The organism is Cryptosporangium phraense, assembly GCF_006912135.1.
GTDB lineage: Bacteria > Actinomycetota > Actinomycetes > Mycobacteriales > Cryptosporangiaceae > Cryptosporangium > Cryptosporangium phraense.
On sequence record NZ_VIRS01000016.1, the window covers coordinates 183,216 to 206,684 of the forward strand.

At 73.0% G+C, this 23,469-nt stretch carries 18 protein-coding genes and 1 pseudogene; 4 read left to right on the forward strand and 15 right to left on the reverse strand.

Annotation, left to right across the window (positions count from 1 at the left end; all coding sequences use genetic code 11):
• Positions 1 to 7: 7 nt before the first annotated feature.
• From FL583_RS41070 to pruA, 5 genes are all read right to left on the reverse strand, one after another.
• Positions 8 to 1,111: a type II secretion system F family protein gene (locus FL583_RS41070; protein ID WP_205752365.1), complete on the reverse strand. Its 1,104-nt coding sequence runs from the start codon at positions 1,109 to 1,111 to the stop codon at positions 8 to 10.
• The gene (locus FL583_RS22830; protein WP_205752366.1) at positions 1,108 to 1,821 is read right to left on the reverse strand and encodes a type II secretion system F family protein; all 714 of its coding nucleotides are present in this window, start codon (positions 1,819 to 1,821) and stop codon (positions 1,108 to 1,110) included. The genes FL583_RS41070 and FL583_RS22830 overlap by 4 nt, the downstream gene beginning before the upstream one ends.
• A gap of 191 nt (positions 1,822 to 2,012) precedes the next feature.
• Positions 2,013 to 3,248, reverse strand: coding sequence for a TadA family conjugal transfer-associated ATPase (locus FL583_RS22835; RefSeq protein ID WP_142706803.1), 1,236 nt, complete (start codon positions 3,246 to 3,248; stop codon positions 2,013 to 2,015).
• Positions 3,249 to 3,326: 78 nt separating this feature from the next.
• Complete coding sequence (locus FL583_RS22840; protein WP_170323825.1) at positions 3,327 to 5,129, reverse strand: serine/threonine-protein kinase; 1,803 nt, start codon at positions 5,127 to 5,129, stop codon at positions 3,327 to 3,329.
• Positions 5,130 to 5,410: 281 nt separating this feature from the next.
• A complete protein-coding gene (gene pruA / locus FL583_RS22845) occupies positions 5,411 to 7,042 on the reverse strand; it encodes an L-glutamate gamma-semialdehyde dehydrogenase (protein WP_142706807.1) in 1,632 nt (543 codons plus the stop codon).
• A gap of 399 nt (positions 7,043 to 7,441) precedes the next feature.
• On the opposite strand from pruA, the gene FL583_RS40290 reads away from it, so the two are divergent.
• The gene (locus FL583_RS40290) at positions 7,442 to 9,307 is read left to right on the forward strand and encodes a hypothetical protein (RefSeq protein WP_170323826.1); all 1,866 of its coding nucleotides are present in this window, start codon (positions 7,442 to 7,444) and stop codon (positions 9,305 to 9,307) included.
• Between the two features lie 778 nt (positions 9,308 to 10,085).
• Here the strand turns inward: FL583_RS40290 and FL583_RS22855 are convergent.
• The 6 genes from FL583_RS22855 to FL583_RS22880 form a co-directional block, all read right to left on the reverse strand.
• Positions 10,086 to 10,295, reverse strand: coding sequence for a hypothetical protein (locus tag FL583_RS22855; protein WP_142706809.1), 210 nt, complete (start codon positions 10,293 to 10,295; stop codon positions 10,086 to 10,088).
• Positions 10,296 to 10,373: 78 nt separating this feature from the next.
• Entirely contained in the window at positions 10,374 to 10,877 is a 504-nt protein-coding gene (locus FL583_RS22860; RefSeq protein WP_142706811.1) for a DUF6912 family protein, read from the reverse strand.
• Between the two features lie 14 nt (positions 10,878 to 10,891).
• The gene (locus tag FL583_RS22865) at positions 10,892 to 11,872 is read right to left on the reverse strand and encodes a patatin-like phospholipase family protein (protein ID WP_142706813.1); all 981 of its coding nucleotides are present in this window, start codon (positions 11,870 to 11,872) and stop codon (positions 10,892 to 10,894) included.
• A complete protein-coding gene (locus tag FL583_RS22870; protein ID WP_420843179.1) occupies positions 11,869 to 13,233 on the reverse strand; it encodes a WS/DGAT/MGAT family O-acyltransferase in 1,365 nt (454 codons plus the stop codon). Before FL583_RS22870 ends, FL583_RS22865 begins: the two co-directional genes overlap by 4 nt.
• Positions 13,234 to 13,270: 37 nt before the next feature.
• Entirely contained in the window at positions 13,271 to 14,299 is a 1,029-nt protein-coding gene (locus tag FL583_RS40295; protein WP_170323827.1) for a CpaE/TadZ family protein, read from the reverse strand.
• Between the two features lie 1,337 nt (positions 14,300 to 15,636).
• Positions 15,637 to 16,488 carry an SAF domain-containing protein gene (locus FL583_RS22880; protein WP_142706817.1) on the reverse strand — a complete coding sequence of 284 codons (852 nt, stop codon included), beginning with the start codon at positions 16,486 to 16,488 and terminating at the stop codon, positions 15,637 to 15,639.
• 204 nt (positions 16,489 to 16,692) lie between these two features.
• On the opposite strand from FL583_RS22880, the gene FL583_RS22885 reads away from it, so the two are divergent.
• Positions 16,693 to 16,938, forward strand: a complete 246-nt coding sequence (locus tag FL583_RS22885; protein ID WP_142706819.1) for a helix-turn-helix domain-containing protein — start codon at positions 16,693 to 16,695, stop codon at positions 16,936 to 16,938.
• Here FL583_RS22885 and FL583_RS22890 read toward each other — a convergent pair.
• Complete coding sequence (locus FL583_RS22890) at positions 16,931 to 17,491, reverse strand: hypothetical protein (protein ID WP_142706821.1); 561 nt, start codon at positions 17,489 to 17,491, stop codon at positions 16,931 to 16,933. The two genes, FL583_RS22885 and FL583_RS22890, sit on opposite strands and share 8 nt — an antisense overlap.
• Before the next feature lie 115 nt (positions 17,492 to 17,606).
• On the opposite strand from FL583_RS22890, the gene FL583_RS22895 reads away from it, so the two are divergent.
• Complete coding sequence (locus FL583_RS22895) at positions 17,607 to 18,122, forward strand: Rv3235 family protein (RefSeq protein ID WP_142706823.1); 516 nt, start codon at positions 17,607 to 17,609, stop codon at positions 18,120 to 18,122.
• A 55-nt stretch (positions 18,123 to 18,177) separates the two neighbouring features.
• Here the strand turns inward: FL583_RS22895 and FL583_RS22900 are convergent, their stop codons facing one another.
• The 3 genes and pseudogenes from FL583_RS22900 to secA all read right to left on the reverse strand — a co-directional run.
• The gene (locus FL583_RS22900) at positions 18,178 to 19,491 is read right to left on the reverse strand and encodes a hemolysin family protein (RefSeq protein ID WP_142706825.1); all 1,314 of its coding nucleotides are present in this window, start codon (positions 19,489 to 19,491) and stop codon (positions 18,178 to 18,180) included.
• 123 nt (positions 19,492 to 19,614) lie between these two features.
• On the reverse strand, positions 19,615 to 19,773 hold the full coding sequence (locus tag FL583_RS43040; protein ID WP_420843181.1) for an SEC-C metal-binding domain-containing protein: 159 nt from the start codon (positions 19,771 to 19,773) through the stop codon (positions 19,615 to 19,617).
• Positions 19,774 to 19,898: 125 nt separating this feature from the next.
• Positions 19,899 to 22,446, reverse strand: a pseudogene (gene secA, locus FL583_RS22905) (preprotein translocase subunit SecA); the annotation flags it as partial.
• Positions 22,447 to 22,691: 245 nt separating this feature from the next.
• Between secA and FL583_RS22910 the strand changes: the two are divergent.
• Positions 22,692 to 23,240 (forward strand): GNAT family N-acetyltransferase, encoded by a 549-nt coding sequence (locus FL583_RS22910; protein ID WP_205752368.1) that lies wholly within the window; start codon positions 22,692 to 22,694, stop codon positions 23,238 to 23,240.
• Positions 23,241 to 23,469: the final 229 nt, after the last annotated feature.

Genomic DNA, 23,469 nt, shown 5'->3' on the forward strand with positions numbered 1-23,469 from the left:
GTCGCCGCTAACGGGTGAGCATGCTGATCGAGACCAGGCCCGGGTAGAGCGCGAACAGGACCGTGACCGGCAGGATCAGGAACACGACCGGGACCATCATCGCGATCTCGCGCCGACCGCCCGAGGCCAGGAGCGAGCGTTTCTCGGCTTCGCGGGCGTCGGCGGCCTGGGCGCGGAGCACCTCGGCCAGCGGGGTTCCGCGCTCGAGGGCGATCACTATGCCGTCGACGAAGCGGGTGAGCGGCTCGGAGGCTGAGCGGGCGGCGAGTCCTTCGAGGGCGGTGACCAGGCCGGCGCCGGAGCGGCTCTCGTCGAGGGTGCGGGTGAGTTCGCGGCTGAGTTCGCCCTGGCTGACGGTGGTGACTCGGCGGAGGGCGGCGGCCGGTGCCTCGCCGGCGGTGACGGCCAGGGCGAGGAGTTCGGCTATTACGGGGAGCTCGGTGCGCATGGCATCGGCGCGGCGGCGGACCTGGGCGGAGAGCCACCAGTCGCGGGCGAGGATGCCGGTCATTGCGCCGAGGAGAGGGAGTACGGCGAGGGCGGTGAGGTTTCCGGTGGCGGCGGGGACGACTATTCCGGCGGCCAGGCCGGTTGCGCCCCAGCGGACCTGTTCGGCGCGGAAGGCGGCTACGGCGTTGGCGTGGTCGAGCGCGTCGCCGAGGGGGCTAGCCGGGGCGGCTGGGCCCGCGCGGCCGGCGGCGGTCGGGCCGGCGCGGCCAGCGGCCGTCGGGCCGGGGCGGCCGGCGGGGGTGGTCGGGAAGACGCGGGTGGCCGGGGAGGTCGGAGTGCTGCGGTCGGCGGCGATGAGGCGGCGGCGGATGGACGGGGTGCCGCCCAGGAGGCGGTCGAGGTGCCGGGCCAGCACTTCGGCGAGGGCTTGGGCCGCGGTTCGGGCGGCCTGGGCCGGCCCTCGGCCGATCAGCCCGGTGGCCTGACCTGGCTCCGACGGGGTGGGGCGGGCGGTGAGGGAGGCTCGGGTCACGTCGGGGTGACCCAGGTAGGGGGCCAGGCGTTCGTCGAGGCGGGGGCGACGGGCCGGCGGGACTCCCCGGACGATCAGCGCGATGCCGACCACCAGCGCCAGCCCGAACAGCGCCCCGACCGCGTTCACCCGAGCACCCGCCGTTCCTCGGGCAGGTGCCCGATCCGCAGCATCAGCCGGTACGCGGCCAGCGTCACCGCGCCTCCGAACGCGAGCAGCAGCCGACCGGAGCCGCTGTCGAAGACGGTCAGCGTCGTGGACTGGGTCGCCAGCAGCACCAGCACGAGCCATGGCCCGGCGACCGCAAGGCGGGCCGCGTTGACCGTCCAGCCCTGACGGGTCTCGAGTTCGGCGCGGATCCGGGCGTCCTCGCGGAGGAAGCTCGCCAGCGTGCGGAGCAGTCGGCCCAGGTCGGTGCCCCCGACTTCGCGGGCTACCCGGAGCGCCTCGCAGATCCGGTCGGCGACCGGGTCGGCCAGGTCGTCCTTGAGGCGGTCGAGGCAGAGTGCGAATTGGCCGGTCGCCCGGTGGTCGGCCGCGAACCGCGCGAAGGCCGGTCGGAGCGGCACCGGCCCGCGCTCGGCGATCGCGCTCACGGCCTCGGGCAGCGACATGCCGGCCCGTACGGCCGACGCCAGGTTGTCGACGACGTCGGGCCAGGCGTCGCGGAGCTCGCGGGCCCGGCTCGTGCGGAGGCGACGCACCAGCGCGGTCGGCCCCAGAAATCCGAACGCCGCGAAGCAGACCGCGATCGAGCTGCTCCCGGAGACGAGCAGCGCCACCGCTCCCACCGCCGCCGAGGCTCCGACCTGCGCTGCGACCAGCTGCCCGGGGCTCACCCCCGCCAACCCGGCCGCGCCCAGCAACTCACCCCGCCGCCTGCTCCACCGACGCAGAGCCCGACGCGGATACCCGCCGAGGCCCCTACTGGCCGCCGCGCCGCGGCCACCCGCGGCACGGCGGCGCGCGGAGCGGCGTCCGCATAGAAGTAGTAGGCCGCAGGCGAAGGCCAGGCCTAGCGCGGCGCCCATCAGGGCGGTCCGGACGCCAGGAGGGCCGGCAGGTCGATGCCGGTGCGCGCGTAGCGCTCGCGGTGGGGAGGGAAGCCGTCGGCGCGGGTCAGCTCGCCGCTGACGGTCGTGAAGACCTCCGCGGTCTCGATCGCGCCGTCGCCGCTGCGCCCGCCGACCGCGACGATCTCGCGGACGGTGCGCGCGCCGGTCGCGCTCATCTCCAGGTGGACGACGAGGTCGACGCACGTCGCGACCGTCGGCACCACGAACGACGGGTGGACGTTCTCGCCGGCCAGCAGCGGGAGCGTGCAGAGCTTGGTCACGGCCTGGCGGGCCGAGTTCGCATGCACGGAGCACAGCCCGGGCAGCCCGGCGTTCAGCGCGATGAGCAGATCGAGTGCCTCGGCCTGGCGAACCTCGCCGACGATCAGCCGGTCGGGGCGCATCCGCAGCGCCTCGGTGACCAGCCGGCGCAGCGGGATCTCGCCCGCGCCCTCGAGGTTCGGCTGCCGGGTCTGGAGCGCGACCCAGTCGGGATGGTGACGGAGCTGGAGCTCGAAGACCTCCTCGCAGCTGATCACCCGCTCGAACGTCGGGATCGCTCCGGCCAGGCAGTTGAGCAGCGTGGTCTTGCCGGTCTGGGTGGCGCCGCTGACGATCACGTTCAGGCCGGCCACGACCGAGGCCTCCAGGAACCGGCCGGAGTGCGGGGTCAGCGTGCCGAGCGGGATCAGTTCGGCGAGCGTGTGGGCGCGCGCGACGAACTTGCGGATGTTGACCGCCCAGTGCTCGCGGGTCACGTCCGGGATGACGACGTGTAAACGGGATCCGTCGCTGAGCATCGCGTCGACGAACGGCGTCGACAGGTCGACGCGGCGGCCGGTGCGCTCCAGCGCGCGCTGGACGAGCTCCTCGATCTGGCCGGGAGCGAGGATCGTGGTCGTGAGCTCGGAGCGTCCGTAGCGGGCGACGAAGACCCGGCCGGGGCCGTTGACCCAGATCTCCTCGACCGTCGGATCGTCGAGGAAGCGCTGGAGCGGGCCGAGGCCGGCGACGGCGTCGAGCACCACGCGACGGGTTCCGACCGGGTCGGGGAGCGCCTCGGCGGTGCCGCCGGCCGCTCTTTCGGCGTGGGTGGCCAGTACCTCGTCGATGAGGCCGCTGACCGCGGCGGGGTCGTGGAGCGGGTCGACACCGCGGCTCCGTACCAGCTCACGGACCTCCCGGTGGACGATCTCCTCGGCGTTGGACACCCCACCTCCCGGTTGCGGTTCCTGAATCGACGGTAGCGATCAGAACACCGCACGTAACCGGGGTGTGGATAAGTTCAGTCAGGTGTCGACTCGGTCGCCGATCTTGTCGTCGCTGGACGGGGCCGGGGTGCCCTGGGGGTTGCTCGGCATCTTGTCGCCGGGCTTGGGGAGGCCGGGGATGTCGGTCGGCGGGCTTCCGGGTGGGGTCTTCGGGCCGGAGCCGTCCGGGCGGGTCGGGAACGGGTTCTTCGGGAGCTGCTTGGGCTGCTGCTTCTGTTGCTGCTGGGTCGGGGTCGGTGCGGGGCGGACGGCGGTCTTGTTGGTGTCGGACTGCAGGATGCCGGACCAGGCGACGCCGAAGGCGACGGCGGCGAGCGCGACGACGCAGGCGGCGGTGAGGCTCAGGACCAGCGGCCACCGGCGGTGCCGCTTGGGCGCCGACGGGGGCGCGGCCCAGGGCGGAGGGGGTGGTAGGCCGGGTCCGCCGAAGGTCGGAGGGAGGCCGTGGCCGGGCGGCGGCGGATAGCCCGGCCCGACGGCACCGGGCCCGACGGCGGGTCCGGCGGCGCCCGGGGCCGCGAACAGCGAGGTCGGCGGGGCGGCGGGCCGGAAGTCCGCGTTCTGCGCGCCGCGCGCGCCTGCGCCTGCCGCGCCGCTCGGCACGCCCGCGCCGCTCGGCACGCCCGCGCCACCCGGCACGCCCGTGCCGCCGGGCGCGTTGGGCGCGCCTGGGGAGGTTGGGGCCGACCAGGCGGTCGTGGCCGGCATCGGGCTCGCGTTGCTCGCCGCCCAGGCCGCCGGCGCGGCCGGGCTCAGCGGCGCGGCCGGGCTCAGCGGCGCGGCGGCGGCGGCGCCGCTCACCGGGATGAACGGCTCCACCGGCGACTCCAGGTTCGAGGACGCGGCCTGGGCCGGGACCGGCATCGCCAGCGTCGGGCTGGGCCGCACCGGCAGCGCGCCCGGCGCCGGCTTCGACGGCAGCACCGACGTGACCCGGTCGTCCGGCAGCACCTCACCGACGGCCGCGACCGGCACCGCCTGGTAGTGCGGCGTCCCCTCGGGCAGCGGCGTCCCGGCCGGCACGCCGGCCAGCGTCGCCGCGAGCTCCCGCAGGTCGACGGCGACCGACTCCGCGGTCGGCCGCTGGACCGGGTCCCGCCGCAGGCACGCGGTCAGCAGCGGACGCACCGCCGGGACGGTCGCGTCGGTCCAGATCGGCCGGGCCGTGACGTGCCGGTCCATCACCTCGGCCGACGTTCCCCCGCGGTACGGCGTGGTGCCGGTGAGCAGCTCGTAGAACAGGATGCCGAGCCCGTAGACGTCGCTGGCCGGGATCGACGCGTGCCCCTGCACGACCTCGGGCGCGATGTACTCGGGCGTGCCGTAGCTCAGCGGCGCCGGACCGCGGACCAGCCGCGACACCCCGAAGTCGGCCAGCCGCACCGGCCCGCCGTCCGCGGGCACCAGGACGTTCGCGGGTTTCACGTCGGCATGAACGACGCCGGCCGCATGCGCGGCGGCGAGCGCATCCGCGATCGTGGCCGCGATGAGCGCGGCCGACGTCGGCGCGAACGTTCCGGTGGTCGCGAGCGCGTGGCGCAGGTCGGCCCCATCGACCAGGTCCATCACGAGCGTGATCTGGTCCCCCTCGACGACCAGATCACGCAGTCGGACGACGGCCGGGTGCGCGATCGACGTCAGCACCCGCCGCTCCCGGAGGAACCGGTCGACGACGTCGGCGTCGGCGGCCAGCTCGGCCCGGATCTGCTTGGCCGCGACGAGCTCGCCGGTCTTGACGACACGGGCGCGCCACACGGATCCAGTGGCACCGCCGGCGATCTTTTCGACCAGTTCGTATCGGCTGCCTAAAGGCGTGGTCACGGCGTCGTCCCTTCGGGTACCGGGCGCCGGGGGTGCGCCCGCAACCCGAGTATGCGAACGGGCCGTCCGCAGGGTCTCCCGGATTCGTGCCACTCCTCCGCGCTACGTCAGCGAACCGACATCCGCGCGTGTAGCAGTCGCGCGCCGCCAGGCGCGAGCGCTTCGTTCGAACCTGGAGCCTGCTGAGGGCGGCGCTGACATCCGCGCCACTCGACGCCGCGTACTGGTCGTACTCAAGTCGGGTGGCGCGGCTGTCAGCGTCGTCCTCAGCAGGCCGCCCACTAGCGAGACATGTGCGGGTAGGTGTGGTCGGTGGGCGGGACGAACGTCTCCTTGATGGTTCGGGGGCTGACCCAGCGGAGGAGGTTGAAGATCGAGCCGGCCTTGTCGTTGGTGCCGGACGCGCGCGCTCCGCCGAACGGCTGCTGCCCCACGACCGCGCCGGTCGGCTTGTCGTTCAGGTAGAAGTTGCCGGCCGCGAACCGCAGCCGCTCGGTCGCGGTCGCGAGCGCTTCGCGATCGCGTCCGAAGATGGACCCGGTCAGCGCGTACGGGGTGCTGTCCGCGGCCAGGTCCAGCACCTCGTCGAACTTCCCGTCCTCGTACACGTGGACGCCCAGCAGCGGACCGAAGTACTCGGTGCGGAACAGCTCGTGGGTCGGGTCGGTGCCGACGACCACGGTCGGACGCACGAAGTACCCCACGCTGTCGTCGGTGCCGCCACCGGCCAGGACCTCGCACGACGGGTCGGCCTCGAGCTTCGCCAACACGTCCCGAAGCCGGTCGAACGCCCGACGGTCGATCACCGCCCCACCGAAGTGGCGGAAGTCACGGACGTCGCCGTACTCGAGTTCTTCGGCCGTGGTGGCCAACCGGTCGCGCAGACCGCCCTCCCAGAGGGACCGGGGCAGGTAGGCCCGGGAGGCCGCCGAGCACTTCTGGCCCTGGTACTCGAACGCGCCCCGGACCAGTGCGGTGTGCAGCGCATCCACGTCCGCGGACGGGTGCGCGACGACGAAATCCTTGCCGCCGGTCTCGCCGACGAGCCGTGGATACGCGGCATACCGGTCGAGGTTGCGGCCGACCGACTCCCACAGGTGGCGGAACGTCCGGGTCGAGCCGGTGAAGTGGATCCCGGCCAGGTTCCGGTCGGTCAGGGCCACCTCGGATACGGCTGCGCCGTCCCCGGTCAGCAAGTTGATGACGCCGGGCGGCAGCCCGGCCGTCTCCAGAACCCGCATGAAGTAGTGCGCCGACAACTGCTGGGTAGGCGACGGCTTCCAGAGCACGGTGTTGCCCATCAGCGCGGGCGCCGTCGGCAGGTTCCCGGCGATCGCGGTGAAGTTGAACGGCGTGATCGCCAGCACGAACCCTTCCAGCGGGCGATGGTCGAACCGGTTCCAGGCGCCGCCGCCGGAGTTGGGCTGCTCGGCCAGGATCCGCTCGGCGAAGTGGACGTTGAACCGCAGGAAGTCGATCAGTTCGCAGGCCGAGTCGATCTCGGCCTGCTGGACCGTCTTCGACTGGCCGAGCATGGTGGCGGCGTTCAAGGTGTCGCGCCACGGGCCGGCGACCAGTTCGGCCGCCCGGAGGAAGATCGCGGCCCGATCGGCGAACGACATCGCCTGCCAGGCCGGGGCCGCCTGGGCCGCAGCACTGATCGCATCGGTCACGTCATCCCGCGTAGCCTGCCGCAAGGTTCCGAGAAGATGGGCATGCGCATGCGGTTGGACCACCGGCACCTCGTCGCCGCCACCCCAGCGGGTGGCGCCGCCGATCGTCTGGGTGAGGTCTTCTCTCCGACCGTCCAGCGTGTCCAGGGCGGAACGCAGGGCTCGAGCGTCGGCACTGCCCGGTTCGTATGTCCGGACCGGCTCGTTGGCCGGTTCGGGTACCCGGGTGACACCGTCCATGTGTGGTCACCTCCGATGGGAAGACGCGAACCCCACCCTATCGGGCACCTATCCAGCCGCTTTGGGGATCAACCGGCGGTGGGGCAGACTGCCGGGTGCCGAACGTCGATACCTAAGATGCGCCTGTAGACCGTGTCCGCTCCTGTTCAGAAGGGAGTCGACGTGGAGTCCGGCCCCGCGCCCGCCCACCCGCTCACCGAACCCGGTCGAACCACCGTTCAGTTATTGGTCGCCTCGTCCGCGGTAATCGCACTTCTCCAACTTGTCGCGGCGACCTCTGTCGACGTCTACAACGGCGAGAGAGCCGGATGGTGGGTCGCGATCCAGGGCGCGACCGTCGCCTTCGCTGCCGCCTTCGCCGGCGCCGCCGCCAGCGCCAACGGCGCCTGGTGGCGCCGAATGCAACAAAAGTCCGCCAGTACGACGCCCCAGAGCCTCGGTACCGGCATCGCGGCGGCCGTCGTGGCCGGCACCGTGTTCGCGATGCTGTGCTGGGCCTCGTCGGCGCTCGCGGACGCCCACGCGACCTATCCGATGGTCGTCGCGGTGTTCGTCGCCGCGATGCTCGGTGGGGTCGTCGGTGGGGTGCGGGCCGGTGGCGCCGTGCTCGGCGGCCTCGTGTCGACGTTCGCCGCGACGCTCGTGAACCTGTTCGGGCAGGCCGTGATCTCGGTGCTCTCGCTGGCTCCGGCCACGCCCGGGCACGGGACGCCGCTCGGGGTCAGCGCCGTCAACTGGGGCATTTCGTCCGTGGTCGGGGCGGTGGCCGGGGTGTGGTGGCTGTCCCGGCGTCGCCAGCGGACGTGGTGGTCGCACTGGCTGATCGTCGGCTGGTTCCCGGCCGCGCTGGTGGTCATCGGGGACATCGCGGAGTTGCTGGCCTGGCTCATGGTCGACGATCCGGCCAAGGGTGACGCGCTCGCCCAGGCCGCGCGGGGACATGGCCTGCAGCTGCTGGTGATGGTCGTCTTCGGAGGGATCGCCGCGTACTTCGCCGGGCGGGCCCGTCGGGCGGCTCGTCTGCGGGCGGCGATCGAGGCTCGTCAGGCCGCCGAGTCGGCGGCCGCGCACGCGGCGGCGGCTCGCGCGACCGCGACCCAGGCCACCGCGGCCGAGGCCGGTGCACCACCGGCGTCGGCGGAGCAGGCTGCGGCGACCCAGGCGCTGGTCGAGCAGGCGGCCGCGGCCGAGAAGGCGGCGGCGCAGGCCGCTGCGGCCCGGGACGCGGCCGAGCAGACCGGGGCGACCCAGATCGCCGCTCTGCAGGCGGCGATCGCCCGGGCCGCCGCGGCCCAGGCGGCCGCGAATGACGCCGCCGCCCTGAACGAGGCCGCCGCCGTCCGCAACCCCGTGCCGTACATCCCCCGCCCCGCAGCCCAACCGCCCCAGACGCCGGCCCCGTCGACGTGGCCGGGCCAGACCGCGCCGACCCCGGCGCAGGGGTCGGGGGCGGGCCAGGCGACAGCGGATTCATCGCACTGGCCGGGTCGGGGCGCGACCACGCAGTGGCCGGGGCAGGCCGCGGCGGGTCCGTCGCAGTGGCCGGCGGAAACGGCTCCGTCCCAGCGCCCGGCGCAGGCGGCTCGGTCGCAGTGGCCGGTCGAAACCGCTCCGTCGCAGCGCCCGGCGGAGACGGCTCCCTCGCAGTGGCCGGCGCAGACGGCTCCCTCGCAGCGGTCGGCGGAAACGGCTCCGGCGCAGCGGTCGGTGGAGGCGGCTCCGTCGCAGCAGGCGAACCCGGCCTCGGCGGTGCCCATGCAGCGGCCGGCCGAGGGCCAGGCGGCGCAGTGGCCGACCCAGGCGGCTCCGTCGCAGCGGGCGGAGCCGGCCCCGGCGGCGCCCGCCCAGGCCGCGCCCGCGCAGTGGCAGGCTCCGGGCCAGACCGAGGCCGCGAATTGGCCGGGCCAGGGGCCGGGAGCGGCGAATTGGCCGGGCCGCGGGCCGGAGGCGCTGACTCGGCCGGGCCACGGGCCGGAGACGGCGAACGCGGAGCAGCCGACCGCGCCGATCCCCGACCTCCGGCAGGCATCACCGGCGGTGCCGAATCCCCGCCAGCCCACCGCCGGGCAGCCCACGGCCGGGCAGCCCACGGCCGGGCAGCCCACGGCACAGCCGTCCGCGCCGCAGGGCGCGGCTTCTCCGGGGGCCGGCGACGGCGGTCCGGAGGCGCCGACCGTGCCGATCCCCCGCCCCGGGCCCGAGGTGCCCCCGGGCGACGAGTCGCCCACCCGGCCCCTCCCGCCGGCGGGCGTCCGCGGCCGTTAACCCGAGCCTCAGCCGCTGCCGCCGTCCGGCACCCACCGGCGGCGGCCCGGCGCCCGACTCCGACTCCACGCCGCCGTCGGCGGCCTTACGCCCGGCTCCCGCCGGCGGCGGCCTCACACCCAGCTCCCGCCGGCGGCGGCGTGGGACCTCGTACCCGCTGGCGGCGACTTGGATCTCGTGCCCGCTGGCGGCGGCCTAGATGTTGATTTCTAACGGCGCGGCGACCAGTTCCAGCCTGCGCCCCCTTGAAGGCGCGAACCCCTATCGGACATCTCCCCCACGCCTTGTCGCACGGATCGCAGCGATGGGAGACCACGGCAAGGCCAGCCAACTGCCCCGATCCTCAGCGCGGCCCGAGGGCGCTGGCCGACCGTGGGTTCCGCGGATTGGTCAACTTTCCTGACTACTTGGTCAGGTAAGTTGACCAATCCGGAAAAGCACCAGGCCCCCGGCGAGCGTGCGCCGGCCACTGAGGTGGCGTTGCTAGGAGCCGGAATCGCGGGATGGCTGCCCGTTCGGAGGTTCCCCAGCCCTTCCCGGGTCCGAACGTCCCGCATCTCGCTACACCCCGGCCAGATCACCGAACACCTGGCCGATCCCGGCACGACCACTGCCTCCGATCACTCATCTAGCACCCGGCAACCGGCGGCCGCGGCCCGGCACCCTGCGCCCGGCCTAGCCAGCCCCGGGCGCCCGGCCTCGCCGCCCGCTCCGCCGCCCGGCGCGAGGGCCCGGCACGGCCCAGAGGCCCGGCACGGCCCGGAAGGCCCGGCGCAGCTCAGGAGCCCGGCTCGGCGCGGGGGCTCGGCACGGCCCAGGAGCCCGGCTCGGCGCGGGGGCTCGGCACGGCCCAGGAGCCCGGCTCGGCGCGGGGGCTCGGCACGGCCCAGGAGCCCGGCGCAGCCCAGGAGCCCGGCACGCAGAGGCTCGGCACGGCCCGAAGGCCCAGCACGGCCCAGGAGCCCGGCGCGGCGCAGGGGCTCGGCATGGCCCGAGGGCCCAGCGCGGCCGGGGGCCCGGCACGGCCCAGGAGCGGGGGCTCGGCGCGGCGCGCGGCCGCGGGCCGTCAGACCGAGAAGGACTCCAAGAGCTCCGGCAGCTCCTGGACCCCATACCACTCCAACTCGTAATCATCAGTCCCGTCGACCACGAACTGAGCGTCCTCGTCCCCGAGATCCGCCTCCATGATCACCCGAGCCGCCGCGGCCACATCCGCCTCGGCCTCCGCACCGTCGACGTGGATCGACGCCAACCGATCCAGCGAAATCGGCACCGAGCTCCGCACGACCGCCCGCTCCAGATCGGGATGCAGCGTCACGTCCCGGTCGGGCACGTCCGCCGACAGCACCACGCGCCGCCGCGGCGCCGACGGATCGTTGTCCAGCAACCTCAGCGCCGCGCGGGCGGCCTGCGAGAACGCCGCGTACTCCAGCACCTCTTCGTCGTCGTCGAGGTACCACTCGCGCAGCGCGGGCGTGACCGCGAACGCCGTCAGCGGCGCCGGTCCCACCTCCTTGTCGGCCTCCACCTGGTGCAGCATCGCCAACGTCGCCGGCACGTAGATCCGCATCCCCCGAGTGTCCACTAACCCGCGATGTCGAACGGCACCGACCGCAGGCGTCGCGTCGTCGGTTCGGGTCGGAGCGCGGCCCAGGACGTCCGCAACGAGGTCTCGAGCACCGACGCGCGCCGGCGCGCGTCCATCAGATTCGGACCGATCGCGGTCAGGTCCTCCGGACCCGGTCCGAGCAGCGTGACCCGCGTGCCGGAGGCACGCAGCACCTCCGCTTCGCGGAGCAGCTGCGCGGTGAGCGAGCGGCGCACGCGCCGCTCCAGCTTGCCCGCGAACGAGGTGGGCGCGTCGTAGGCGAAGGACGCCATCGGCGTCAGGACGTAGACCTCGTCCAGGTCGCAGCCGGCCAGCAGGTCGGCCGACGCGGTGGAGTACGTACCACCGTCGACGTACGGACGCCCACCGATGCGGATCGGGGCGAACCAGCCGGGCACGGCGCAGGAGGCGCTGACCGCGTCGGCCAGCGGAGCCTCGGGAGCACCCTCGCGACCGAAGACGACCCGCTCGCCGGACGCGTAGTCCATCGCGACGACCCAGGGCCGCGGACGGTCGGGCCAGTCCTCGCACGGCAGCACCGAACCGATCAGCCGCCGGACGCCGGTGTGCGCGGCGCGGCCCCGCGGCACGAGGCCGGAGAGTGCCACCATCGGTGACATCGACGCCGGGTGGCGGGCCGCACGCCAGAGCAGGCCGGGCGATCCGAGCGCGAACGCCGGCCAGGGCGGGGCCGGTCCGGCGCCGTCGACCTCCTCGTCGTAGTCGACGACCGGGTCCTCCGGCGCCGGGATGCCCTGCTGGTGGCGGACGATCGAGTCGACCGGCGCCCCGCAGGAGAGCAGCGACGCCAGTATCGAGCCCGCGGACGTGCCGACCAGCGCGTCCACGTCGCGGCAGTCGAATCCCTCGGCGCGCTCCAGCGCTTTCAGTGCACCGGCTGCCCAGGCGAACCCGAGCACGCCGCCGGCGCCGATCACCAAGCCTCGTCGCGTCATGGCGCCCCCTCCGTCAGCTCGTCGATCGACTCGTTCAGAAGTGCGGCGAGCACGTCCACATCGGCCATCGCGTCCCAGTCCGCGTTGAGGCCGTAGTAGACGTGCCCGTCGTACGACGTCACTCCAATTGCGACGGCTTGCCCAGCGGCGAGCGGCACAAACGGAAAGATCTCGCGGAGCCGGGCCCCGGCCACGTACAGCGGACGTTGCGGGCCGGGAGCGTTGGTGACGACGAGGTTGAACAACCGACGGGAGAGTCCGGAGGCGGCCCGGGCCGCCATCGCGTTCAGCGTCGCGGGCGCGAAGCCGGACAGGCGGACGAGCGCGTCCGCGCCGACCCGCCGCCCGGGTTCGGCGTGGGCGCGCATGGAGTACGCGATCTGCGTGAGCCGCACGGTGGGGTTCGGCTCGCCGATCGGCAGGTCGATGAGCGAGGTCGCGACGCGACTGCCGACGTCGTCGCCGCCGAAGGCCGCCGGGGGCCCGCCGCGGACGCTGGTCGGGACCAGCGCGCGGAGCACGGCGTCGGGCGGGACCGGGGCGCCGCGGTAGAGCAGCCAGGCGCGGAGCGCGCCGGCGACGGTGGCCAGGACGACGTCGTTGACCGTCCCCTTGGCGCGGAGCTTGCGGTACTGGTCGAGGTCGGTGCGCGCGGTGGCGAACCGGCGCTGGCGGCCCGGCTCGGCGCTGAGCGGGCTGGCCGGGGCCGGGCGGGCGGCCGCGAGCAGTCCGGTACCGGTCGCGCCGAGGGCGCGTCCGGCGCTGGTGAGGGCCGCGATCGGGTGCCGGACGAGGTCCGCCGCGGCGTCCAGCATCAGGTCGGCCGGGCCCGGCTCGGGGTCCGGACGCCAGACCGGAGTGACGCTCTCGGCGGTGGCCGGGCTGTCGTCGAGCAGGACGTGGAGCAGATCGACGCCACCGACGCCGTCGACGAGCGCCGGATGCGATTTCGCGACGACCGCGACGTTCTTGTCTTTGAGTCCCTCGACGAGATAGAGCTCCCAGAGCGGGCGGGACCGGTCGAGCTGGGTGGACATCAGGCGCCCGACGAGCGCGTGCAGCTGGGCGTCGGTGCCGGGAGTGGGTAAACCGGTGCGGCGGACGTGGTAGGCGAGGTCGAAGCGGGAATCGTCGACCCAGACCGGCTGGCTGAGGCCGCCCGGTACCCAGCGGACGCGCCGACGGAAGCGCGGAACCAGCGCGATCCGCTGCTCGACCCGGCGCCGGAGGGCGGCCACGTCGAGCCCGGTCTCGGCCGGTTCGAGGATCGCCAGGCCGCCGACGTGCAGCGGAGTGTTCGGCGTCTCGGCGGAGAGGAACGAGACGTCCAGCGGCTGGAGGCGATCGGACAACGCGATCACCTCCCTCGTTGGATGCGCATCCTCATCGTGACATGGGTTACTCGTCGGTACCCACATTTCTTCTGGTATGCACCCACCCTGCACCGATCACGAGGGTTTTCAGGGCCTTCCGCAGCGGGGAGTTCGGGGTCACCTCGGCGAGCGTGCGGCCCTCGGCCAGCGCACGGTCGGTGGACGGCCGGTCGTAAGGGAGCGTGCGGATTCCGTCGATGCCGGCGAACCGTTGGAGGGCGCTCTCGACGCTCCGGGTGGGGTCGCCGGGGATCGGCCCGCGGCGGAGCTTGTTGACGACCACGATGGGTTCCGCGCTGGGGAGCGCCTCCTTGAGCGACGCCAGCCCGCGCACCAGGCGGTGCAGCCCGACCGGATCGGCGGCGCCGATCGCGAGAATCGAGTCCGCGTTCCCGAGGACGGCGAGCGTGGCACCGTTCCGCCGCGGTGCGGCGGTGTCGAAGACGAGTTCCTCGTCCTCCTCCAAGCAGAAACCGATGTCGACGATCGTGAGCTCGGAAAGGGCGCGGGCGTGGTCGAGGATCTCGTCGACGGCGTCGGGGGTGATCTCCGGCCAGCGGTCGGGGCGGCTGATGCCGGTGAGGACGCGCAGGTGGGGCGAGATGGCGCGGGCGGTGGCGGCGAGGGAGGTCGGGGTGAGGCGGCCGGTGTTCGCGAGCCGGGCGGCCGAGGCGAGGCCGGCGGCTTCGTCGAGGAGGCCGAGGTGCTGGGCGACGACGCCGCCGTAGGTGTCGGCGTCGATGAGGAGGGTGTGGATGTTCTGGCGGGCGCTCTCGTCGGCGAGCCCCAGCGCGACGGTCGTCCGGCCGGGCGCGCCGGTGGGCCCCCAGACGGCGATGACCTGGCCGCGGTTCGGGTGGTTCGGGGTGTTGGTGGGGGCTGGTGATCTGGGTGCCGTGGTTGCGTGGGTCGGGGGTGCCGCGGGTGGGGAGGGGGCTGGGCGGCCGGGCAGCAGAGGCCATTCCTCCAGGTCCCGCTCGGCTCCGATCCATCCGGGCGAGAAGCCTTCCCTGGAGCCGAGCCCACCGAGCGCGCCCAGGCCGTGAGCGCCCACGCCCGCGCCCGGGCCGGGACCGTCGGGACCGGGACCACCGCGACCGGGACCACCGGGATGCGGAGAACCAGGACCGGCACCGCCCGGGGCGGGCGCACTCGGGCCGAGTGCAGCGGGACCGCCTGGTCCGGTCGCGCCGGGGGCGGAGCTGGGCTCGCCTGATTCGGGACGAGCGCCTTGCCCACGCGAACTGGGGGCGGGTGCGCCTGGGCCGGAGCCGCCGGCTGCGCCCGAGCCGGCGCCGCCGGCTGCGCCTCGGCCGGGGCTGGCCGCGTCTGGGCCGGGGCCGCCGGGCACGGCAGGTCCGGAGCCTGGGCCAGGGCCGCCGCCGGCGCGCGGACCACTACCAGGACCGTTGCTGTCGGAGCCGGCAGGCGCGCCATGGCCAGGGCCGGCGGACACCCCGTAGTCGGGCGGAGCTCCCGGGGCGCGGTCGGGCGGAGGGCCGTAGCCAGGGTCGCCGGGCGCTACACGGCCGCCGCCAGGGCCCGGGAACGCGCCGTGATCGGGCCTGGCCGGTCGGCCATGGTCCCAGCTCGACGGAGCACTCTGGCCCAAGTCAGGCGGAGCATCGCCGGGCGGGGCGTTTTGGGCCGAGCCGGATGGGGTGCCCTGGCCAGGGATGGCGGGCGTGGTGCGGCTGGCGTAAGGGCTAGGAGGCGCGCCGTAGCCAGGATCGGGGACGGTGGGATCGCTCGTCCTGTCCGGCACGCCGGCTCCGGTACCGGCCGATCCGCCGTGGCCTGGGCCGGGGTCCCCCGCGCCCGTTGACCCGGATCTGTCGCCGACGGGTGCGGAAGGGCCGGCAGCCGGGGAGCGTTGGGGCCAGCGTGGGGGCGGGGCGCCGTCAGGGCGAGCTGACGGCGGCTCGGCATGGCGCCCGCTGCTCGCGGCGCCCCGGCCACCCGATGCTCCCGGTTCGACCGGGCGGCTGCGCGGGGTCGATCGCGGGGCCCGGGCCACGGACTTTCCCGCGACCAGGGCGTTGGCGGCGCTTCTCAGAGCAGCGGCCACCGCCGTCGGGGAGGCGTCGGTCGGGAGTACGTGAGGGATTCCCAAAGCACGCAGCCGGTCGCGGGACTCGCCGTCGTCCGGGTGGGCCAGGCCCACGACCGCGACCCCGCACCCGGCGAGGCGGGTGAGGAGTGGGCGGTCCAGGTGCGGAAGATCCGCCGAGACCACCACCGCGACGGCCACTCCGGTCGAGGCCACCGCCAGCAAATCCGCCGCCCCGGTGCAGCGCCGGACCACGTTCACGCCAGAGCTCCCGCTCCCCCACGCCGCCACCAGCGCGTCCTCCCACGCACTCCCATCCGTCACCACGGTCAAGACGGAAATCACCGCCCACCCCCCGCCGACTGCCCCCCAACAGGCCCGCCCCCCGACGGCCCCCCTCCAGACGGCTGCACCCCAGAAGGCTCAACCCCAGACGGCTCGCCCCCAGACGGCTCGCCCCCAGACGGCTCGCCCCCAGACGGCTCTCCCCCAGACGGCCCGCCCTCCGACGGCACCCCTTCAGGCAAACCCCCGACGGAAGCCGACGAAGACCCCACCACCGGCGCCGCCCCACAAACCAGATCCGCACCCCGCCCACTCACCACCACCACATCGATCTCCGAAGTCCGAACCGCCCGCACCACCCCCGCCGCGACCTCATCCGGCACCCGCAAAACCAACGCCACCCCGCCCGCGATCCCCGACTCCCGGCTCACCCCCTGAACCGCGGCCGACACCAGCACCCGCACGGTCTCCCCACCGCGCGGGGTCGCGAACACGTCCACCCGCACCCCTCGCCGCAACGTGGCGGGGGCGTGTTCCGCGCTCACCGGGACGCTCACCTCGCTGCCGCACGTGCGCCCGGCCACGGCGGCCTTCGGTAACAGCTCCCCGGCCCCCACGTCCCGGGCCAGCGGCCGGCCGACCGGCCCGGCGCCGTCGGCGGCGAGGTACAGCCCCGAGCTCTCCGGCAGCCGGACCCGCACGCCGACCAGGTCACCCGCGGACAGCACGGTGCCCGCCCCGAGATCGCGCGCCACCGCCCACACCCGCACCGTGTCGTCGGCGACCGCGAAGAGCCGGGCTCCGCCCAGCACCGACCCGACGACCAGGAGCAGGCCCAGCAGAAAGCGAAAATCCACCCACGACGGGACGCGACGCCGGAGGGCCGGCGGTGACACCGGTACGGACATCGAAATCCTCACCGTGTGGTGTTTAGCCCGGCCGATCGAGGCGACTAGGGGTGTTCCTATGATCTCGCACCGCGATCAGCTTCCGCTTCATTTGTCCACAGTCGGCGTCGATCGGATTTGAGCATCGTTGCGATATCGCTGTGGACCGTCGAGAACGGAGCTACCACCCCAATGGCAAACTCGAAGGCGGCAGTGGGAGGTGACATGGCAACCGAGCGATTTCTGCAGCTCTCCGACGTTGCAGAGATCCTGAACATCTCGTCCTCACAGACCTATGCGCTGGTGAGGTCGGGTGATCTCCCGGCCATCAAAATCGGAGGCCGGGGCCAGTGGCGTGTCGAGCGCGCCGAACTCGAGCGATATATCGAGCGGATGTACAAGGAGACCAAGGACTTCGTCCGCAGCCATCCGTTCACCTACACGGACGCACCCGAGGAGGAAATCAGCTGACGCGCGCGTGAACGGCCATCAGCGCGGCCAGCGGCACACTTCGCACCGCGCGGACGGCCCGCGCGCGCCTCGGTTCGGTCTCGGAGTGTTCGGCGAGTTCGAGGAAGTCGCGCCCGACCCGGTCGATCGTCCCCGACAACGATTTCCCTCCCGGTAGCGCCAGCCGGACCGGCGTCCGGTCCCGAGCCAAGCGCCGAAGCACGAACCGCAGGTCCATCCGCGCCTCCACCGGGCCGACCGGGTCGGCCGCCGTCGCCGGCGACAGGCCCTCCACCGCCACGACCGCGGCCAGCGGTATCACGACCTCCCGAGCTCCACCGGCCGACAGCGCCATCCAATCCGGACCCACGCGCGCCAGCACCCCGGTCAGCGAAGCGTCCGGCAGCCACACCTCGAGCTCCGACCCGACGCTGCCCCGCAACCGGTCCACCAGCGAGACGAGCGCGAACTCCCGCCGGGTCCGATCGGCCGCCTCGGACGCCATCTCGTCGCGGCGCAGCGCCTCGAACTGCGCCTCGGCGTCGGCGAACAGGTCTTCCCACCGGTCGTCCACGGGTCCACTGTGCCCAGTTCATCCACAGAAAGAAACCGATCGCTTGCGCAGCGCTAACCCGAGATCGTTTCCTAGAGGAGGTAAACGAAAGCAAACGTAGGGGAACGCTATGCAAGTGCCCGTCATCACCCGGCCACCCGCCCTCGAGCCACCAGCCCTGACGCTCCTGCGTCCGCCCGCGCTCCACCTCCGGTCGGTCCCGCCGGAACTCCCGTTCCGTCCGGCCGTCCCCACGAAAGCCACCGCGAAGAAGGTCTCCTTCGGACCCCAGGCGACGCCTCGGAACGCGCTGCCGGACCCGATCGCCCACGCGCGGGCCCTCGTCCTGGCCCTGCTCGAGGTCTTGAGCGGACGCCGACCGGTCCAGCAGCTCCGCGCCCACCTCACCGAGGACGCCTATCACCGCCTGGCCGGGCGCCTCCAGCGAGCGCGGGCCGGCGTCCGCTCCACGCCCTACCGGCCCCGCAACCGCACCCGCATCCATCTCGGACGCACGCTCCTCTGCGAACCGGCCGACGGCGTCGCCGAAGTCACGGTCCTGGCCGACGTCGGCACCCGAACCCGCGCCGTCGCCATCCGCCTGGAAGGCCTCGACGGCCGCTGGCGCTGCCCGGTCCTCACGATCCTCTGACCACAGACCGCGCCCCTCCGGGGCCATGCCGACGAAAAACAGCGACCGCGGACCCTCACTCCGCCGCCGCGACCTCTTCAACTTCCTGCGGCTCCACCCCAGCCGAAAGGTCCGGCCGAACCCGCACCTCGGTGATCGCCCGCCGCCGAACCGCGAGCACCTCGAACGCCCACCGATCCACGGTCACCTCGTCCCCCGGCGACCGCGGGATCCGCCCCAGCACCGCCAGGATCAGCCCAGCCACCGTGGTGTAATCCCCCTCCGGACGGTGCGGCAACTCGATCGCGATGTCGATCAGGTCGTGCACCGGGAACGACCCCGGCAGCACCATCGACCCGTCCTCGGCGATCTGCACCGACCGGATGTCCTTGTCGGTCTCGTCGTAGATCTCGCCGACGACCTCCTCGACCAGGTCCTCCACGGTCACCAGCCCGTCGATGTCGCCGTGCTCGTCGACGACCAGCGCCATCTGGGTCCGGGCCAGCGACAGCTCCCGCAGGGCGTCCGGCACCCGCATGCTCCCCGGCAACGCCGGCACCGGCCGGACCCGCGAAACCAGATCCACGGAATCGTCCAGGAGATCGCGCAGATGCACGACCCCGATGACGTCGTCCAGCGACCCCCGCGAAGCCACCGGCGCCCGGCTGTGCCCGGACGCCGCCAGCTCGGCACGCGCCCGCGGAACCGACAGATCGGACGACAGCACGAACGCTTCCCGGCGCGGCACCAGGATCTCGCGCAGCACCCGGTCGCCCACCTCGAGCGCCCCGACGATCATCGTCTGCTGGAGCGGCGTGAAGCCCTTGTGCGAGCTCACCATCTCGGTCACCTCTTCCCGGGTGACCTCCTCGCGCTGCCGGTCCGGATCTCCCCCGGCCAGCCGCACCACCGCATCCGTCGTGACGCCCAGCAGCCAGATCACCGGCCGGCTCAGCGTCGAGAGCAGGTCCAGCGGCCGCGCCACCGCCAGCGCCCACCCCTCGGCCCGCTGCATCGCGATCCGCTTCGGCGCGAGCTCGCCGAACACCAGCGTCACGAACGTCAGCAACACGGTCACCAGGACGATCGCGACCGGCCGGGCCGCGTCGCCGAGAAAGCCCAAGGGCCCCACCAGGGGCGACGCCAGCGACACGGCCGCGGTCGCCGACGCGAGGAACCCGGCCAGCGTGATCCCGACCTGGATCGTGGCCATGAAGCGGTTCGAGTCGCGGGCCAGCCGCGCCAGCACCCGGCCACCGGCGCCGTGGCGCGACAGCCGCTGCAGCTGGCTCTCCCGCAGCGAGATCAGCGCGATCTCACTCCCGGCGAACGCAGCGTTGACGAGGACGAGCAGGGCGACGAGTGCCAGCTGGGCACCGACGGAGTCCATGATTCCTCTCGGGGACGCCGAACAGATGTTAACTGCACTTACCCCGACAACTGCGCAGCTCAAACGGCGTCCGAATAAGAAAGCCGGGCCTGGGAAATCCCAGGCCCGGCCCCCTGAACGGACCTAGGCCGGACCGCCGGGCGCGCCGTGGCAGCGCTTGTACTTCTTGCCCGAGCCACACGGGCAGGGAGCGTTCCGCGACGGACCCGCACCGGTCTTCTGACCCGGGGCGACGGCCTTCCGCGCGCCGGCCGCCGCACCCAGCGGCGAGTCGGTCGCCACCGCGACCCCGCCGCCGGTGCCGGCCTCGCCGTCGATCGCCGGCGAGCTGTACTGCAACGGCTGGTTCGACGGCCGCGGCCGCAGCAACCCGTGGATCTCGGCGTGCTGCTCGACGGTCGGGGAATCGTCGGCGGGAGCCTCGACCGGGGGCTCCTCGGTCTGGATCTCGGCGTGGAACAGGAGGCGGACCGACTCCTCCTTGATGCCCTCCATCATCCCGTTGAAGAGGTCGAAGCCCTCGCGCTGATACTCGACCAGCGGGTCACGCTGGGCGTACGCGCGGAGGCCGATGCCCTCCTGCAGGTAGTCCATCTCGTAGAGGTGCTCGCGCCACTTCCGGTCGAGCACCGCGAGCACGATCTGACGCTCGGCGTCGCGCATGAGCTCGGTGCCGAGCTCCTTCTCGCGCCGGTCGTAAGCCTCCTGCGCGTCCTCGGTGAGCTTCGCGGTGAGGAACTCGGCGTCGATCGCCTCGCGACCGCCGGCCTCCTCCTCGAGCGACTCCTCGGTGAACGAGATTGGGTAGACCAGGCTGAGGTCCTTGATCAGCTGACCGAGGTCCCAGTCTTCCACGTAGCCGTCGGCGGTGAGGCCGGTGACGTACGCGTCGATGATGTCGTCGATCATGTGCCGGATCTGCTCCTGCAGGTCGGCACCGTCGAGCACCTCTTTGCGCTCGGCGTAGATGACCTGGCGCTGCTTGTTCAGCACCTCGTCGTACTTGAGGACGTTCTTGCGCGCCTCGGCGTTCTGCTGCTCGATCTGCGTCTGCGCCGACTGGATCTGCCGACTGACCATCTTCGACTCGATCGGGACGTCGTCCGGGATGTTGAGGCGGTCCATGATCGCCTCGACCGCGCCGGAGTTGAACCGCCGCATCAGGTCGTCGCCGAGCGAGAGGTAGAACCGGGACTCGCCCGGGTCACCCTGACGGCCGGACCGGCCGCGCAGCTGGTTGTCGATACGACGGGACTCGTGCCGCTCGGTGCCCAGCACGTAGAGCCCACCGGCGTCGGTGACCTGCTCGGCCTCCTCGTCGACCTCGCCCTTGACCCGCTCGACGGTCGTGGCCAGGAGCTCTTCCCAGTCCTCGTCCTCCGGGGTGTGACCGGCGTTGCGCAGCTCGGCGGCGGCGAGGAACTCGGCGTTGCCGCCGAGCATGATGTCGGTACCACGACCGGCCATGTTCGTCGCGACCGTGACCGCGCTCTCGCGGCCGGCCTGGGCGATGATCTCGGCTTCACGCGCGTGGTTCTTCGCGTTCAGGACCTCGTGCCGGATACCGCGCCGGTCGAGCATCGTCGACAGGTACTCGGACTTCTCGACGCTCGTCGTACCGACCAGGATCGGCTGGCCGTTCGCGTGCCGCTCGGCGATGTCTTCGACGACCGCCTCGAACTTGGCCTGCTCGGTCTTGTAGACGACGTCCGGCCGGTCCTTGCGGACCATGTCCCGGTGCGTCGGGATCGGCACGACGCCGACCTTGTAGGTCTTCTGGAACTCGGCCGCCTCGGTCATGGCCGTACCGGTCATGCCGCCGAGCTTGTCGTAGAGGCGGAAGAAGTTCTGCAGCGTGATCGTGGCGAGAGTCTGGTTCTCGTCCTTGATGTTCACGCCCTCTTTGGCCTCGATGGCCTGGTGCATGCCCTCGCTGTAGCGACGGCCGTGCAGGACGCGGCCGGTGAACTCGTCGACGATCAGGACCTCACCGTCGACGACGATGTAGTCCTTGTCTTTCTTGAAGAGCTCCTTGGCCTTCAGCGCGTTGTTCAGGTAGCCGATCAGCGGGGTGTTGATGGCCTCGTAGAGGTTCTCGATGCCGAGCTGGTCCTCGACCTTCTCGACGCCCTCTTCGCTGATGCCGACCGTGCGCTTGCCCTCGTCGACCTCGTAGTCGCGCTCGCGGCGCAGACGCGGCACGATCCGCGCGAACTCCGTGTACCAGCGGGCCGACTGCTCGGCCGGGCCGGAGATGATCAGCGGCGTCCGGGCCTCGTCGATCAGGATCGAGTCGACCTCGTCGACGATCGCGAAGAAGTGGCCGCGCTGCACCAGTTCTCCACCGGAGCCGGCCATGTTGTCGCGCAGGTAGTCGAAGCCGAACTCGTTGTTCGTGCCGTAGGTGATGTCGCAGTCGTACGCGGCCTTATGCGCGCCGGGCAGCGCGTTCGGCAGGATCGTGCCCACCGACAGGCCGAGGAACTTGTGCACCCGGCCCATCCACTCGGCGTCGCGCTGGGCCAGGTAGTCGTTCACCGTGACGACGTGGACGCCCTCGCCCGCCAGCGCGTTCAGGTACGCCGGGAGCACGCAGGTGAGGGTCTTGCCCTCACCGGTCTTCATCTCGGCGATGTTGCCCAGGTGCAGTGCGGCGCCGCCCATCAGCTGGACGTCGTAGTGCCGCTGGCCCAGTACACGTTTGGCGCCCTCGCGGGCGACCGCGAACGCCTCCGGGAGCAGGTCGTCGAGCGACTGGCCGTCCGCGTACCTCTCCTTGAACTGGTCGGTCTGTTCGCGGAGTTCCGCGTCCGTCAGATCCGTGTACTCGTCCTCGATCGAGTTCACGGTGTCGGCGATCGCCTTGAGACGGCGAATGATCCGCCCCTCACCGGCGCGGAGGATCTTCTCGAAGATCACGGGTTCGGTCAGCTCCCTCGGATGTCCTACCGCCATCGTAGGCGCGGTGGCCGGCGACGGGCCTCCCGCGCTCACGCGGCCAGCCGTCCACCGGTCGGGGCACGGCTCCTCACCAAGTAAACCGCAGCGGGCCGCACACGGTTCCCAGGAGCGGCAACCTTGTGTTACCGGCGCGGGCAGGACCCCGAACAATAGTCCGACCCGAGCAGTTTGCCGAAGATTTCCATGTTTGGGATGACCACGTTAGTGCCGAGAACCCCGCCAACAGCGAGGATGGCCTGGTGGACACCGTGGAGCTCACCGCCGGACGCTTCCTGCTCCGGCCGTGCCGGCCCGTCGACGCGGAGTGGGTCTGCCGCGCCTGCCAGGACCCGGACATCCAGCGCTGGACCCGCGTCCCCGCGCCCTACCGGCTCGACGACGCGGTCGGCTACGTCACCGACCACGTCCCGCAGTCCTGGGCCACCGGCCGCGGCGCGCCGTTCGGCGTCTTCGACGCCCTCACCGGCGAAGGGCTCGCCACCGTAGGACTCGTCTCGATGGACCTGACCGAGGGCCTCGCCGAGGTCGGCTACTGGGTCGCCCCGTGGGCGCGCCGCCGCGGAATCGCCACCGCGGGCACGCTCGCTGTCGCTCGCTGGGCGTTCGGTTCGCTGGGGGTCTCGCGCCTGACCTGGCTGGCCGAGGTCGGCAACACCGGCTCCCGGGCGGTCGCGGAGCGCGCCGGCTTCACGATCGAGGGCGTCCTCCGCGACCGCGTCCGCGTCCGCGACGGCTCCCGCGCCGACGCGTGGATCGGTTCGCTCCTCCCGAGCGATCTCAAGAGCTGAATTACGCCGCCCGGCGAACCACCGCCCGCCGCACCGCCCCGCCGTAGAACCTCCGCCCGTGCCCGGACCCCCCAGGATCAGTCCCACCCACCGCCCCGAGCCACCGCCGAGCCACCGCGGGTCACCGCCGAGCCACCGCGGGTCACCGCCGAGCCACCGCCGGCCACCGCCGAGCCACCGCGGGCCACCGCGGGCCACCGCGGGTCACCGCCGGGTCACCGCCGGGCCA